This is a genomic window from Hyphomicrobium sp. (assembly GCF_019753045.1).
In the GTDB taxonomy this organism is placed as follows: Bacteria; Pseudomonadota; Alphaproteobacteria; order Rhizobiales; family Hyphomicrobiaceae; genus Hyphomicrobium_B.
On record NZ_JAIELN010000006.1, the window covers coordinates 49,590 to 63,331 of the forward strand.

The 13,742-nt window shown below is 58.9% G+C and carries 12 protein-coding genes; 9 read left to right on the top strand and 3 right to left on the bottom strand.

What is annotated here, in order from left to right:
- The first annotated feature begins 77 nt into the window (after nt 1-77).
- On the top strand, nt 78-695 hold the full coding sequence (locus K2Q04_RS07025; protein ID WP_291161154.1) for a response regulator transcription factor: 618 nt from the start codon (nt 78-80) through the stop codon (nt 693-695).
- 24 nt (nt 696-719) lie between these two features.
- Here K2Q04_RS07025 and K2Q04_RS07030 read toward each other — a convergent pair whose 3' ends face one another.
- Nucleotides 720-1,667, bottom strand: a complete 948-nt coding sequence (locus tag K2Q04_RS07030) for a formylglycine-generating enzyme family protein (RefSeq protein ID WP_291161157.1) — start codon at nt 1,665-1,667, stop codon at nt 720-722.
- 21 nt (nt 1,668-1,688) lie between these two features.
- A complete protein-coding gene (locus K2Q04_RS07035; protein ID WP_291161160.1) occupies nt 1,689-2,207 on the bottom strand; it encodes a DUF3617 family protein in 519 nt (172 codons plus the stop codon).
- A gap of 199 nt (nt 2,208-2,406) precedes the next feature.
- Here K2Q04_RS07035 and K2Q04_RS07040 point away from each other — a divergent pair, with 199 nt between their 5' ends.
- The gene (locus K2Q04_RS07040) at nt 2,407-3,516 is read left to right on the top strand and encodes a WD40 repeat domain-containing protein (protein ID WP_291161163.1); all 1,110 of its coding nucleotides are present in this window, start codon (nt 2,407-2,409) and stop codon (nt 3,514-3,516) included.
- Nucleotides 3,517-3,660: 144 nt separating this feature from the next.
- Entirely contained in the window at nt 3,661-4,320 is a 660-nt protein-coding gene (locus K2Q04_RS07045) for a vWA domain-containing protein (RefSeq protein ID WP_291161166.1), read from the top strand.
- On the opposite strand, the gene K2Q04_RS07050 is transcribed toward K2Q04_RS07045, so the two are convergent.
- A complete protein-coding gene (locus K2Q04_RS07050; RefSeq protein ID WP_291161169.1) occupies nt 4,256-5,083 on the bottom strand; it encodes a quinoprotein dehydrogenase-associated SoxYZ-like carrier in 828 nt (275 codons plus the stop codon). The genes K2Q04_RS07045 and K2Q04_RS07050 overlap by 65 nt on opposite strands.
- Nucleotides 5,084-5,263: 180 nt before the next feature.
- Between K2Q04_RS07050 and K2Q04_RS07055 the strand changes: the two genes are divergently transcribed.
- The 6 genes from K2Q04_RS07055 (at nt 5,264) to K2Q04_RS07080 (ending at nt 13,738) form a co-directional block, all read left to right on the top strand.
- Nucleotides 5,264-6,406, top strand: a complete 1,143-nt coding sequence (locus tag K2Q04_RS07055) for a serine hydrolase domain-containing protein (protein ID WP_291161170.1) — start codon at nt 5,264-5,266, stop codon at nt 6,404-6,406.
- Nucleotides 6,407-6,938: 532 nt separating this feature from the next.
- Complete coding sequence (locus K2Q04_RS07060) at nt 6,939-8,822, top strand: PQQ-dependent dehydrogenase, methanol/ethanol family (RefSeq protein WP_291161171.1); 1,884 nt, start codon at nt 6,939-6,941, stop codon at nt 8,820-8,822.
- A gap of 110 nt (nt 8,823-8,932) precedes the next feature.
- Nucleotides 8,933-10,774: a quinoprotein dehydrogenase-associated putative ABC transporter substrate-binding protein gene (locus tag K2Q04_RS07065; RefSeq protein ID WP_291161176.1), complete on the top strand. Its 1,842-nt coding sequence runs from the start codon at nt 8,933-8,935 to the stop codon at nt 10,772-10,774.
- A 132-nt stretch (nt 10,775-10,906) separates the two neighbouring features.
- Entirely contained in the window at nt 10,907-11,476 is a 570-nt protein-coding gene (locus K2Q04_RS07070; RefSeq protein ID WP_291161179.1) for a cytochrome c, read from the top strand.
- A gap of 41 nt (nt 11,477-11,517) precedes the next feature.
- Nucleotides 11,518-12,747: an ABC transporter substrate-binding protein gene (locus K2Q04_RS07075; RefSeq protein WP_291161182.1), complete on the top strand. Its 1,230-nt coding sequence runs from the start codon at nt 11,518-11,520 to the stop codon at nt 12,745-12,747.
- Nucleotides 12,748-12,811: 64 nt separating this feature from the next.
- The gene (locus K2Q04_RS07080) at nt 12,812-13,738 is read left to right on the top strand and encodes a PQQ-dependent catabolism-associated beta-propeller protein (RefSeq protein ID WP_291161185.1); all 927 of its coding nucleotides are present in this window, start codon (nt 12,812-12,814) and stop codon (nt 13,736-13,738) included.
- Nucleotides 13,739-13,742 lie beyond the last annotated feature (4 nt).

Below are 13,742 nucleotides of genomic sequence, written 5' to 3' on the forward strand. Positions count from 1 at the left end.
GAAATTGGATATTGATAATCGGTCGTCGCTCGCTAGAACCAAAGTTGTTCTGGAAGTCAAGAAGAGCGCGAGCCAACGTGAAGCTTCTCGTGGTCGAGGACCATCCTATCGTCATCTCGGGTTGCCGGGCTTTGTTTTCGGAAGATGACGGAGTGACAATGATCGAGGCGCGCACGGTCTCGGCGGCACGCGTCGCGATGGAGGACGAGACGCCGGACGTCACAGTTGTCGACATCAATCTTCCCGACGGTTCAGGTCTCGATCTCACTCGGGAATTTGTCTCCAAGGATCCCAACGCACGGATCGTCGTTTTTTCGATGAGCGACACCCCGATGCTGGCTATCCAGGCAATCGAATGTGGTGCGAAAAGTTATGTCAGCAAGAACGGCAATCCGTTCGATTTGAGAGATGCCGTCCTCGCGGTTGCGAGCGGGGGCTCCTGGATATCCGATGAGCTAATCCAGGAGATGGCGCTTATCCGGTCGCGCGCGCCGGGGACGACGGCTTTACTCAGCGAGCGTGAGCACATCGTTCTCAGGATGCTGGCCCGGGGGCGCAGCATCGCTGAAATCGCCAACGATATTTCAGTCTCGTACAAGACTATTGCGGCTGATTGCGCGATGTTGCGCACGAAACTCAATGCGCGCACGTCGTCGGAGATGGTCCGCATCGCCGTTGAGCTAAAGCTCGTCTGAACGCGATCGAGATTCGGTCGGCGCTCAGGGCGAAAGATCTCTGGCAATTCGAAAGCCAAGCGTCTGATTGCGAAAGAACGGCCAATTCCGGAGCCGCATAGCGGCGCGCATCTGGCGCGGCTCATAAAAGCACGAGCCGCCCCGAAAAATGCGCAGTCCCTCAATCGCGCCAGGCTTGCCGCAGCTTTTTGATTGACGTGCGGAACCGTCTTTCGGACCCGTTTCGTAGTCGTCGCAGTAGTAGTCGGCGACCCACTCCCAGACATTGCCGTGGACGTTATAGAGGCCGAAGCTATTCGGCTTAAAGCTATCGACCGGATAAGCGCCTGTGCCATCGCGCTCGCTACCGCAGCCGCGACAGCAGGCCATCACCTCGCCGTTGTTCTTGACGTCTCGTCCCCACCAATACGAAGTCTTGCTGCCAGCCCGCGCCGCATATTCCCATTCCGCTTCTGAAGGCAGGCGATAGTGATGACCGGTCTTCTTGGACAGCCAGTCGGCATAGGAGGTGGCATCGTCCCAGCTGATACCGACGATCGGCTGATTGTCGCCCTTGATGTAGTCCGCCATGCTTTTGTACGTCACACCGCTGCCTGTGTAGATGTTGTGCTCGCCGCCAGGCTCGAGCCATTCAGGTGGCCGGCAGGCTTTCGCCTCGACGCAGGACATATATTCCGCAGCCATCACTTCGTATTTGCCGATCGCGAATGACCCGATCGAAACGCGATGCAGCTTCTCCGATGGCAAACGTTCGGGCTCGTCTTCCGGAGAGCCGATCTCGAATCCCGGCGGCGACGCTGGGATGACGACCATGTCCGGACAGTGCGCGGCGGGACAATCGTTGATCGTTTGCACAGCGGCCACGCCATCGGCCGCAAACGCTGGCCAGATGGCGATGATGAACGCTAAGGATACGAATGCCGGGAGTGTCGCGCATGCGCAAGCAAGAGCGATGTCGGTGAGACGACGCATTTTTGATCCATCTCTCGAAATTTACTGAACCAGCATACGCGTTCCGTCGGACGCTTCGGCTTCTCCCGCTTTGAGGTCACCGCACGACTCGCCGACATACTTGCCGACTTGCGTGATCGTTCGCTTGACGACGACGCTTTGAGCCTTCTGCTCGGGGTCTGTCGTCGTGCTCTGGATCTTGATCTCGAAAGCGGATTTGAAGTCACCCGACATGTTCGTGGTGCTCATGACCTTGCGGCCGTTATAGAGGCAATCGGAATTGACTTCGGTGGCGCCGCCCGCGGACTTGATGTCGTAAGACGTGCAATTTGCCTTGTGTTCGAGGACGCTCGCGGAAACGGTATTCTTTTCCATTTGGCCGTCAACGCAGAGCTTCATCGACTGGTCGCGCGGTCCGTTACCTTCGTCCATCACGGTCTTGAGCTCCCAGAGCCCGGCTTTTCGCTCAGGCAACGTCGCTTGCGCATCGTCGCTGGAGGCAGAGGAAGCGGAGAATGCAATAACTGGAAGAAGTGCAAGAAGCAGAGCTGTCAAACGCATGGGTGTCTCCGGAAGGGCGGCGGCTCTTTGTGGTTGGCGGAGTTCTTTCCATCCGCACGCAGCGGATCTCTAAGACCGCTTCGGCTCGGTGCGCAACGATTGGATGAAGAGGAAATAAAGTTTGGGAATTATTCCCATTGCCGGTGCCTATTGTTCGTTAGCAATCTCCGGTCGGTTCTGATGGACGGGTGAGACTCGGATGTCGTTCGCAAGAGGCCTGAGTTTCGTCGTCCTCGCCATGTGCGCGCTCTTGCCGGTGAATTGCCGAGCCGACGGCGTCGTTATCACCGATCCGTCGATCGTATTGGCCGGTCATACGAGCGATCTTTGGGTGGCTCAGTTCAGTCCCGATGGAAAGCGCGTTCTAACGGCATCAAGTGACAAGACCGCCAAGCTGTGGAACGCCGAGACCGGCGCCGAGATCGCGACGCTAAAGGGACACGAGCAAGGTGTGCGCAACGCTGCATTCAGCCCTGACGGAAAAATCGTTGTGACCGTCGCGCGAGACGGCTCCGGGCGCCTCTGGAATGGCGCGACCGGCGCCGCGCTCGGCGAACTCGTTGGTCATTCGGCGATGACGGAAGCCGTCACCTTCAGCCGAGACGGGTCAAAAATAGCGACGGGTTCCCTCGATACGACGGCCCGCGTCTGGGATGCCGGCAGCGGAAAGGAGCTTTTGAAGCTGACCGGCCACCAGGGCAACATCTCCGATATCGAATTCAACGTGGACGCCTCACGCATCGCGACGTCGTCAAACGACCGGACGGCCAGAATTTGGGACGCCAAGACTGGAGCATTGCTCTTCACGCTGGGCGATCACGGCGGCATGGTAACGAGCGTCGCATTCAGTCCCGATGGAAAGAAAGTCGCGACGTCGTCGAGCGATAAGTTCGTTCGCATTTGGGATGCAAACACGGGCACCCTCATTCGAAAGCTCGAGGGGCATCAGCGCGGAGTCCTGCGGGTCATCTTCGACCACACGGGAACAAAGATCTATTCGGCCTCGACCGACAAGACGGCGAAGCTGTGGGATGTCGAGACGGGAGCGGTCGTTGCGACATTCGCGGGGCACGATCGCTATGTCATGCGCCTCGCGCTCAGCGCTGACGGCACGCGTCTCGTGACGGCGTCTCACGACAAGACCGCGCGCGTCTGGGATGCCAAAACCGGCCTGCCTCTGGCGATCCTGGCCGGTCACCTGATGGAGGTCGAGGATGCCGAATTCTCGCCCGATGGACGCAAGGTCGTGACGGCGTCCTATGATGGCAAGGCGCGGATATGGGATCTGTCACGCCTTCCGGCCCAATAGTTCAATCCGATGATTGGAAGAGCGCTTTTCCCGAATTGGCTCTGTCGTCTGAGCATGTTCTGCGCGCTCCTGATTATATCGCCGGTATCGGTTTCTGTGCGCGCCGAACCGGCTGACAAAAAGGCCGAATGCACGAAGGATCTGATGTTCGTGTTCGACGCGTCAGGGTCGATGGGGACGACGGATCTTACCGCAAAGGAACCGCACATTGAGCGGGTGAAGAGAGCGCTCCATCGTATTCTTCCGGAAATTCCGCCATCCCGCCGAATGGGGCTGATCATCTACGGCGAGGGGGCCCACAACCAATGCGACAGCGTTGAATTGAAGGTTCGGCCGCAACTCAATGCTGGGCCGACGATCGTCGCCGAGGTCGACAAGGTTCAGCCCATGGGCCGCACGCCACTAACGCAATCGGTTCGCGATGCTGCAGATATTCTGGACTACCGGCACAATCCCTCGGTCATCGTTCTCTTGACCGACGGTGAAGAGACATGCGGCGGCAAGCCCTGTGAACTGGCTGAGGCGTTGAAAGCGGATTCAACTGATTTGACGATCCATGTTATCGGCTACCGTCATAGAGATGCGGCGGGGCTCGGAGCGATATTCGGCGCGCGCTGCCTCGCTGAACAAACCGCCGGCCTCTATCTCTCGGTCGAGACGGAGGATGAACTCGTCGATGCTCTGCGCAAGACGTTGACGTGTCCGCTGACTGCCGAAACGGCGCCGAAAGGCGGAGCCATCACGAAGGCGGAGATATCGAGCCCGTCGCCCGGAATTTGGCTCCGGCCGTATCTGTCGCGGTAAACTCGAGATCGGCGGGGCTCTCCGTTGCAAACGTGAAGCGGATATTGGGATCTTCCGAAATCGAAATTCCGCCCTCCATCGACCACAACACGGTATTGCCCTGCTTCACTTCGATGGCGTTGACGAAGCGAGCGGGCGTGTAGTGGCCGGTTGTTTTGTTCATCTGCATGCCGGTGAAGTTCGGGTGCTTGATCATCACGCGCGCTTCGCGCCAATCCTTGCCGTTGGAGTCGTCACGCAAGATCGTAAGATGCGCCTTTCCCATCTGTGCGAGCGCTTGTTCCGGTTCCTTTGAAGCAGGGGCCGAACATCCTCCCGAGCCGATGACGAATTTCGATGCCATGTGGAGCACGCCGTCCGTCGTCTCGAGAACAACGCGAACGCGGCTGAAAGCATCCACCCGAACGCGCGTTGCGAGCGTTCTTTCCCCGACGTCGGGTCCCTTTCTGAAGCCATCGCCAAAGGCGAAGTTCGCGGCGACCGGCACAGGGTTTCTGTCGATGATGAGCGTCAGCGTCTTCGCCGAAGCTGCGACCTTTGATGGAATTTTGATCGAAATAGGAACGACGGCGGCGTCGTCCGCCTGGTTCGGTGCGAAGATCTGGACACTCGCCGGGTCGTCTTGCACCGGCCTGTTGGCAAAGAGCGCTTTCTGAATTTCAGGCCAGGGGTCATCCTCTGCCACTGCCGAGAATGCGAAAGCCGTGAGGCCGGTCGCGGCGGAAAGAAATGCCGTCGAGAATTTGCGCAAAATGGATTGCATGGTTTCCTCTGCGATCGATGGCGAATGAGAAAACGACGACTGAGCGGTTGCTTGAACTATGAGGCTTAGAATACTCCTCTGCCAGCCGTTGCAATCGGCGTTTCGCTAGGGAAATATTCCCGATTATGTCGGGAGCGGCACCGGCAACGCATTGGGACGCGCCGCGGGCCGAGGACGCGCATGGCTGCTTGCCGTTGGATATTGCTTCTAGCTGTGGTCGCCGCTGCGCTCGTGCGTACCCCGGCAGGAGCCGTGGAGGGATCGGGCTCGCTCGCTGCGTCCGCCGCGACGTTGATCCAAAACTTCGCGGCCGCAGGCGCTGATGGCAAGTCGTCTCCGCTCCCTGCGCTGAGTGTCGCGATAGGGCGGGACGGAACACTGCTGTACGCCGATGGATTTGGAGACGTCGATGACCAGCATCGTTCGGCGTCGGCGCAAACGATCTACATGGTTGGCTCGATAACGAAGCAGTTCACGGCTACTGCTGTCCTTCGGCTCATCGAGAAGCATGCAGTTGTCCAGCGTGATGGTTCCCCGCTGACCACAGCTACGCCACTTGCCAGCCTGCTCGACGTTGCAGATGGCTGGACGCTCGAAGGGGGACCACCCATCACCGTGGGTAACCTCTTGTCGATGACGTCGAACCTCCCGAACTTCACGCGCCGGCCACCTCATGAGCTCGATCCCTGGGGAGCCGTTCCTGCGCGACGCTTGCTCGATGGCATAAAAGGCTATCGGCCGAGCGGTTTTCCCGGATCCTTCGAATACTCGAACACGAGCTACTTCCTGCTGTCTGAACTCATGGAAGCCGTCGAGGTCGATGGCGTGTCGCGCGACTACCGCCGCATTCTGCAGGAGGAAGTTTTTTCGCGCCTCGGCCTCGCAGATACGGGCTTCGGAAACGATCCAAGCTTTGCGCATCGCTTGGCAAGTCCGCACTACCGCCGGCGGCCGCGGTTCTCACAACCGGATTGGTTGAAAGGCAGCGGCGACGTTGCTTCGTCCGTCCTCGATATTTTCAAATGGAATAAGGCTTTGATGGAGGGGCGCGCACTGACGCCTGCTATGCGCGACGTCATGCTCTCTGATTCTGCGCGCGTCGATGTATGGACCTACTATGGTGCAGGTTGGTTCATCACGCACAAGGATGGCGTGGACCGCTATTTTCACAGCGGCACCGTCTCGGGCTATACGGCTTTCAACCTGATCGTCCGTCCCCGCACCGAACATTGGGTGTCGGTAACTCTGCTGACGAATAGCGACGGCGTGGAGGATCTCGACGTCTTGGCCGATAAGCTCGCGTCGCTCGTCCTTGCGCCTTGAAGACCCGATTTTCACGAACGGTTGAACTGAAATATCGCTCCCGGGATTTTGAGGCATAGAATTCGGGAGAATTGCCCGTGGCGGAATGTCGAAGCCTATCGGCATATTGCAAATGCCACGTTGAAAGGCGTCGAGCGGTTTTCTCCCGTGCTCCGCTCGGCGCCGATTTTTTTGGCTTCTATCGTCCGATGGCATTTCGGGGGCAAAACTGATCCCTATGCGTCGTGATAACATCACATCCGCGTGAACAGGAAGCCTTCCTATACGCGCTAGGAACAACTCCCATGGTTTCGGAAAAATTTGAACATTAGCGTCCTCACGCTGAAGTACAGCGGGCTGTTTCGCGTCAAGCGGTACAGCTGAATAACGACCCGACGCACGCAGTTAGCCAAATCACTTCGTCGTTTCTCAGTCCGCGACCAGCCGGTTCGCGGAACGAAGTCTCTTTGTTTGCTGCGAAGCCGGAAAAGAGCCGTGCCGTGATCGGCGAAAGCGGACCGCGGTGAAAATGAAAGGCTATGGAGGAAGCACAATGAGAATGAGTTCGCTCCGTTATTTTGCGGGCGGAATCTTGGCGGCGCTGATCGGGATTTCCGTTCCAGCGGTTGCCGAAGATGAAGTTGCGCAACGCGCGGCCAATCCCAACGAGTGGGCTGCGCCGGGCCGTGACAACGCCTTGACCCGTCACAGCCCGCTTAAGGACATCACAGCCGACAACGTCTCGAAGCTGCAGATGGTCTGGTCGCAATCGACCGGCGCGCTTCGCGGTCATGAAGGGCAGCCCGTGGTCATCGAAGACGTTGGCGGCAAGCCGATGATGTTCTTCGTCTCCGGCTGCCCCGAGATGTCGAAGTGCAATATCGTACAGGGTCTCGATCTTTCCGATCCCGACCACCCGAAGCAGATTTGGAACTACGTGAAGCAGACGGACCGTGACGAGACCGCAGTGCCGCGGGCATGCTGCGATACGGTCAACCGCGGCCCGGCTTATGGCGATGGAAAGGTCGTGTTCGGCACGCTCGACGGCTTCCTCATCGCTCTCGACGCCCAGACCGGCAAGGAAGCCTGGGTTGTCAAGCATGCGTGGCCGGAAAAAGGTGAGACGATCACCAACGCGCCGCTTATCGCCGATGGCCTTGTCATCATCGGATTCGGCGGTGACGAGTTCGCTGCCCGCGGCCGGGTCAACGCCTACGACCTGAAGACCGGCAAGCAGGTTTGGAAATGCTACTCGACGGGCTCCGACAAGGACGTCTGTCTGACGCCGGAAACCAATAAGGCCAACCCGCACTACGGTACGGCAGGCAAGGATCTCGGCATCCACACGCACGTCGGCGACGATTGGAAGATCGGCGGCGGTTCGGCGTGGGGCTGGTTCAGCTACGATCCAGAACTGAAGATGGTCTACTACTCGACAGGCAACCCTGGCCTGTGGAGCCCCGCTTATCGTTGCGCCAAGAAAACGCACGAGGAATGCAACACGGGCGAGTTCGACAATAAGTGGTCGATGACCATTTTCGGGCGCAAGGTCGATACGGGTGAAGCGGTCTTCGCTTACCAGATGACTCCGTTCGATCAGTGGGACTACGACGGCGTCAACGAGAATATTCTCGTCGACATGAACGTCGACGGCAAAGACCGTAAGACGCTTGTTCACTTCGACCGCAACGGCTTCAGCTATGTTCTCGACCGGACCGACGGCACGCTGCTCCGTGCCAACAAGTACGTCACCGTGAACTGGGCCGAGAAGGTCGACCTCAAGACAGGCCGGCCGGTGAAGGTCCGCGAGCACTCCCCGCTCGAACGTGGCCGCAACGTCAATGCCTGCCCGTCGGCGATGGGCGGCAAGGACCAGCAGCCGTGCTCGGTCGATCCGGCAGAGCCCAACAAGTTCTATTGCCCCACGAACAACTGGTGCATGGAGCTTGAGCCGCAGGAGCGCAGCCACACGCAACAGGGCACGGTCTACGTGTTCGCCAACGTGTTCATGTTCCCGGAGAAGCCCGGCGTCACCGGCAAGATCAAAAAGTACGATGTCTTGACCGGCCAGACCGATTGGGAAATTCCGGACCAGTATCCTAACTGGGGCGGCACGCTCAACACATCCGGCGGCCTGATGTTCTACGGCTCGCTTGGCGGAGATTTCCGTGCAGTCGATCGCAACTCCGGCAAGGTCCTGTGGGATCGCAAGCTCGCCTCAGGCATCATCGGCAATCCGATCACCTACAAGATCAAAGGCAAGCAGTATATCTCGATCTTGTCGGGTATTGGCGGATGGATCGGCGTACCCGTCACCGCAGGCCTCGATCTCAACGACAAGTTCGGTGCGATCGGCGCCACGGCCATGACCAAAGCAGCAAACCTCGACAAGATTCCCCAGGCCGGAACGCTCTTCACGTTCCGGGTGATGGAATAGTCCCGCTTCGCAGAGAATTCGATTGGCGCCCGGCGAATTGCTCGCCGGGCGCCGTCGTCGGTATGAGCGCCCCGAACAAGGCGCGCGATTTCAAAATGAGAGTCACCTCAATGGCTTTTGATCGCAGTCTGCGGCGTCCGCGGCGTTTCCGGGCTCTGGCGGCCACACTGTTGATGTCCGGCCTGAATATCGCCGGCCAGTCCGCTTTCGCCGCCGATGCCCCGACTGACAAAGACAAGCATCGTCTCGAGGCTGCGCTCGCTCGCCTCGAAGCGCAGATGCCGCTGACGTCTGCCGATCACAACGCGCTGAAAAAGGCCGCGATGGAACGGCGAATTCCGGCCCTTCGGGTCTGCGGCGATCCGGGTAACTTGCCGCTTTCGGATATCAATCGCGCGGGTTTCCAAAACAAGATCATAGAGCTCATCGCTGCCGAGATGGGTACATCCGTTACCTATTTCTGGCGGCCCTATCTCGAACGCGGAATCACACGGCAGACGTTCGAATCCGGCGATTGTGACGTCCTGCTCGATCTGCCGGTCGGCTTCGAGCGAGTCCTGACGACCGAGCCGATCTATCGGACGACGTACGTCCTCGCTTACCGCATTGATCGCGGCCTGAAGATCAAGGATCTCGATGATCCGCAGCTGCAGAAGCTTTCCATCGGTACGTTTCAGACGTCCGGCATTCGCATGGCGCTGGCTGAACGCGGCATACGCAGCAATGTGAGCCTTCACGTCCTGAGCCACAATTCTGACCTCGACCCCGCGGCCCAGCCCTGGCGGCAAGTGCAGGATGTCATCGACGGGAAACTCGACGTTGCGGCGGTGTGGGGGCCGTTTGCCGGCTGGCTGAAGACGATGAAGGGCGAGCCGCTCGTCATCCAGCCGGTCAATCTCGACGAGGATGATGTTCCGCTCGAATTCGACCTGACGATCGGTCTCCGGAAGATCGATTGGATCCTCAAGTACAAATTCGATCTGGCGCTGGAAGCGAAGAAGGCCGAGATCGAAAAGATACTGCGGGACTATGGCGTGCCGCTCGTGCAATGCAGCCGTTGCTTCGTCGCCGGGGATCTTCCGTCGCACGGCATCTATACGAAGCCCGTTATGGCGGCGAACCCTGTGCACGTCGCGATCGCGCCCGATCAGAACGTCACGCGTGAACGCCTCGAAAATTGGCTCAAAGAAGGAGCCGACATCAACCAGGAGCTGGCGAACGCTGTACTTGCCGATGACAAAGATCGCATCTCGTTCCTGATCGACAAGGGCGCCGATGTAAACAAGCTCGATCGCGAAGGGTATGCGCCGTTGCACATCGCTGCGCGAAACGAGCGTCCGGAAATCATTACTGCACTGATTGGCCGCAAAGCTGACGTCAACATAAAGGACCGGGACGGCTACACGCCGTTGCAGCATGCTGTGCTGCGTAACTCGCCGCCGGCCATAGAAGCACTGGGGAGCCACGGCGCCGATCTCGAGGCACGTACGCCCGCAGGCGTGACGCCGCTCGCTTTGGCGATCCTGGAAAGCAAATACAAGGCGGCGATCGCTCTCATCGCCGCCGGAGCAAACGTCGAGACGGCGGACGGAGAGGCGAAGCTCACGCCATTGATGCTGATTTCCGGCTCCGAAGACCGGGAGCTGACATTGGCCGCCGGAGTATCGCGAATAGAAAAGGTCAATCCCGGCGATCCAGGTCCGATTGATGTCGCCCGCGCGATGATCGCCAAAGGCGCGAAGGTCAACGACGTTTCGGGCTCGGGCGTGACGGCGCTTCTCCTTGCTGCCGCGCACAACAATGCTCCGATCGTCGGTCTACTGGCACAGGCCGGCGCTGATCCGAATTTCAAGTCACCGCAGGGTCAGACCGCTGCCGATCTCGCCCGCCAGAACGGCAACACCTCGGTCGTCAGCCTGCTTGGCCTTCTCTCTCAGGAGCGGAGCAATTGAGGCGCGTTGTGACAATCAATTTCGGGAAATTTCGGCAATGGCGAACGCGTTAAATGGAGAGTGTCGGTTGTCAGCCGAACCAATGATTTGAGCACTTGGGGTAAATTTGAATATGCAGGGAAGGATCGGCTCGTGAGAAATTGGAATTGGGTATCTGTATTTATCGCTGCCTTGATACTGGGCACAGCGGCGTTGTTCGTATCCGCGAACATCGTCATGGCCGATGACGACGATGATCCGCAGGCTGCAGCCAAAGCAGCGGCAGCCAAGGCTTATGAAGAATTCAAGGCCAGGAAGCCGACGGAGGTCACGCACAAGCCCCCGCTCGAAGTCGATAAGGCCAATCCCATTGGGACGATGAAGAACCCCTACACGGATCAGGCCGACAAGATCGAAGAGGGCAAGAAGCTCTACTTCTCATACAGCTGCAATGGCTGCCACGGTGGTGGCGGTGGTGGTGGCATGTGTCCGCCGCTCACGAATGAAACTTGGGTCTACGGCGGCGATGACGACATCCTCTTCCGGCTGATCTCGCACGGCAGCCAGGATCTGCAGAAGACTTACGGGCTGAGCCGCAAGGGTCAGGAAAGCGTTGTCGGACCGATGCCGCCATTCGGCGAAATCATCAAGGACGACGACGAATTGTGGAAGATCATTGCCTTCGTTCACTCGCTTTACAAAGGCTCGAAGAGGACCTGGTGACGAGGCAACAGCGAAGCGCCCCGTACGTCCTTGCGAGCACAATGCAAGTTGCCAAAGGGTTAGCATTAGTGCTGGCGGCATTCCTGATGTGTCTGGCTGATCCGGTGCGGAGCAATGAAGCTCCGCCCGGAGATGGCGCGCGCACGGCGCTTGGCATCACAATAGCTTACCTCGGGAAGACCTACGCCGAAGCCGAGCCGCTTTCCCTTGTCGATAAGATCTACACGGATAAGGGCATCCAGGGCGCGCGTGTTGGGCTCGTAGAAGACAACATGACTGGCCGCCTGATCGGCCAGCATTATGCGCTTGTCGAAGCCATTGTTCCGGAAGGCGAGGATATCAAGCCGAAAGCGCTCGAATTGTTCAAGTCGGGCGTTTCGTTGATCGTCGCGGACCTCGAACCGGCGGATCTTCTCGCCGTCGCGGATCTTCCCGAGGCAAACGACGCCATCATCATGAGCATCCGCTCGAGCGACGACAGGATTCGTAACGAAGACTGCCGAAAAAACATTTTTCACATCCCTCCCGATTGGGCGATGCGCGCAGACGCGCTCGCCCAGTTTCTGATCTGGAAGCAATGGCGGAAGTGGGCGCTGATCTCTGGCGAGATGCCGAAGGATAAGGACTATGCGGCCGCGGTGCGCCGAGCGGCGGCGCGCTTCGGCGGAAAAATCGTCGGCGAGAAGTCTTATGCGTATGTTGCGGGTTCCCGCCGCACCGACACCGGGCATCAGCAGATTCAGAAGCAGATGCCATTGCTCACGCAGGGCCTCGGCGATGCCGACGTCATCATCGTCGCGGATGTCGAGGAAAGTTTCGGCGACTACCTTCTGTTCAATAGCTACGAGCCGCGCCCTGTTGCGGGTACCCACGGCCTGACCGCCGTTTCATGGCATCGCTCCTATGAGGAGAGCGCCGCGACGCAGATGCAGAACCGGTTCGAACGCAAGACCGGCCGCGTCATGACGGAGCGCGATTATTCCGCCTGGCTTGCCGTGCGCACCTTCGGCGAAGCGGTGACGCGCACCAACTCGGCGGATCCGGGCGTGCTCCGGTCATACCTGCTGTCGGACAAATTCGAGGTCGCCGGGTTCAAATCGCAAGGCATGAATTTCCGGCGATGGGATCGTCAGTTGCGCCAGCCGGTCCTGCTGGCGGGGCCGCGGGCACTGGTTTCGATATCGCCACAGGAAGGCTTCCTGCATCCCAAATACCTCACCGACACGCTCGGCTACGACGAACCGGAATCGAAATGCCGACAGCGAAACTAAGGCCAACGATCATAGGCGTTGAATGATGCGATTAGGTTGGAAACTGGCGATTATTTCGTTCTGTATGGCTCACCCGGCACTCGCGGGCACAGCCTTCATCAGCAACGAAAAAGACAACACCATTACCATGCTCGATACGGGTACGCTGAAAGTGGTCAAGACCGTTCCCGTCGGAAAGCGGCCGCGCGGAATGGTGCTCTCTCCTGATTACAAAACGCTCTTCATCTGTGCGGGTGACGACAATCGCCTCGATGTGATGGATACGACGACATTTGAAATCACCAGCACACACGAGACATCAGGTCCAGATCCCGAACTGCTCGACATCGATCACGCCGGCAAGTTCATTTACATCGCCAACGAAGACGACGGCATGGTGACGGTGATAAGCGCTGCCGACGGGGCCGTGCGCGGAGAGATTCAGATCGGCGTCGAGCCCGAAGGTATGGCGGTGTCCCCGGATGATACCATCGTGGTTGCGACATCGGAATCGACCAGCATGGCGCATTTCATCGATATCAAATCGATGACGGTTATCGCCAACGTGCTGGTCGATACGCGCCCGCGGGTTGCCCGTTACACGCCCGATGGAAAAGAGGTCTGGGTCACTGCGGAAGTCGGCGGCACCGTATCGGTGATCGACGCGGATCAACGCAAGATCAAGCAAAGACTGACGTTCGATATCCCGGGGGTCCGGCCGGAGTTGATCCAGCCGATGGGCGTGAAGTTCACACCCGACGGCAAGCGCGCGTTCGTTGCCCTAGGCCGGGCCAATCGTATCGCGGTCATAGACACCGCCACATACAAGACGTTGAGCCTTATCCTCGTTGGCCAGCGCCCCTGGCATATGGACTTCAACGCGGATCACACGAAGCTCTTCACCGCCAACGGCCTCTCGAACGATGTCACTGTAATCGATGTCGCCAGCCTGAAGGCGGAGAAATCAGTCCCCGTTGGCCGCCTCCCTTGGGGCCTTGTCATCAAACCCTGATGTT

What these genes read in the sequence shown, in the direction of transcription:
- K2Q04_RS07030 (WP_291161157.1), bottom strand. Translation starts at nt 1,667, where the DNA reads ATGCGTCGTCTCACCGACATCGCTCTTGCTTGCGCATGCGCGACACTC.
- K2Q04_RS07035 (WP_291161160.1), bottom strand. Translation starts at nt 2,207, where the DNA reads ATGCGTTTGACAGCTCTGCTTCTTGCACTTCTTCCAGTTATTGCATTC.
- K2Q04_RS07040 (WP_291161163.1), top strand. Translation starts at nt 2,407, where the DNA reads ATGTCGTTCGCAAGAGGCCTGAGTTTCGTCGTCCTCGCCATGTGCGCG.
- K2Q04_RS07045 (WP_291161166.1), top strand. Translation starts at nt 3,661, where the DNA reads ATGTTCGTGTTCGACGCGTCAGGGTCGATGGGGACGACGGATCTTACC.
- K2Q04_RS07050 (WP_291161169.1), bottom strand. Translation starts at nt 5,083, where the DNA reads ATGCAATCCATTTTGCGCAAATTCTCGACGGCATTTCTTTCCGCCGCG.
- K2Q04_RS07055 (WP_291161170.1), top strand. Translation starts at nt 5,264, where the DNA reads ATGGCTGCTTGCCGTTGGATATTGCTTCTAGCTGTGGTCGCCGCTGCG.
- K2Q04_RS07060 (WP_291161171.1), top strand. Translation starts at nt 6,939, where the DNA reads ATGAGAATGAGTTCGCTCCGTTATTTTGCGGGCGGAATCTTGGCGGCG.
- K2Q04_RS07065 (WP_291161176.1), top strand. Translation starts at nt 8,933, where the DNA reads ATGGCTTTTGATCGCAGTCTGCGGCGTCCGCGGCGTTTCCGGGCTCTG.
- K2Q04_RS07075 (WP_291161182.1), top strand. Translation starts at nt 11,518, where the DNA reads ATGCAAGTTGCCAAAGGGTTAGCATTAGTGCTGGCGGCATTCCTGATG.
- K2Q04_RS07080 (WP_291161185.1), top strand. Translation starts at nt 12,812, where the DNA reads ATGGCTCACCCGGCACTCGCGGGCACAGCCTTCATCAGCAACGAAAAA.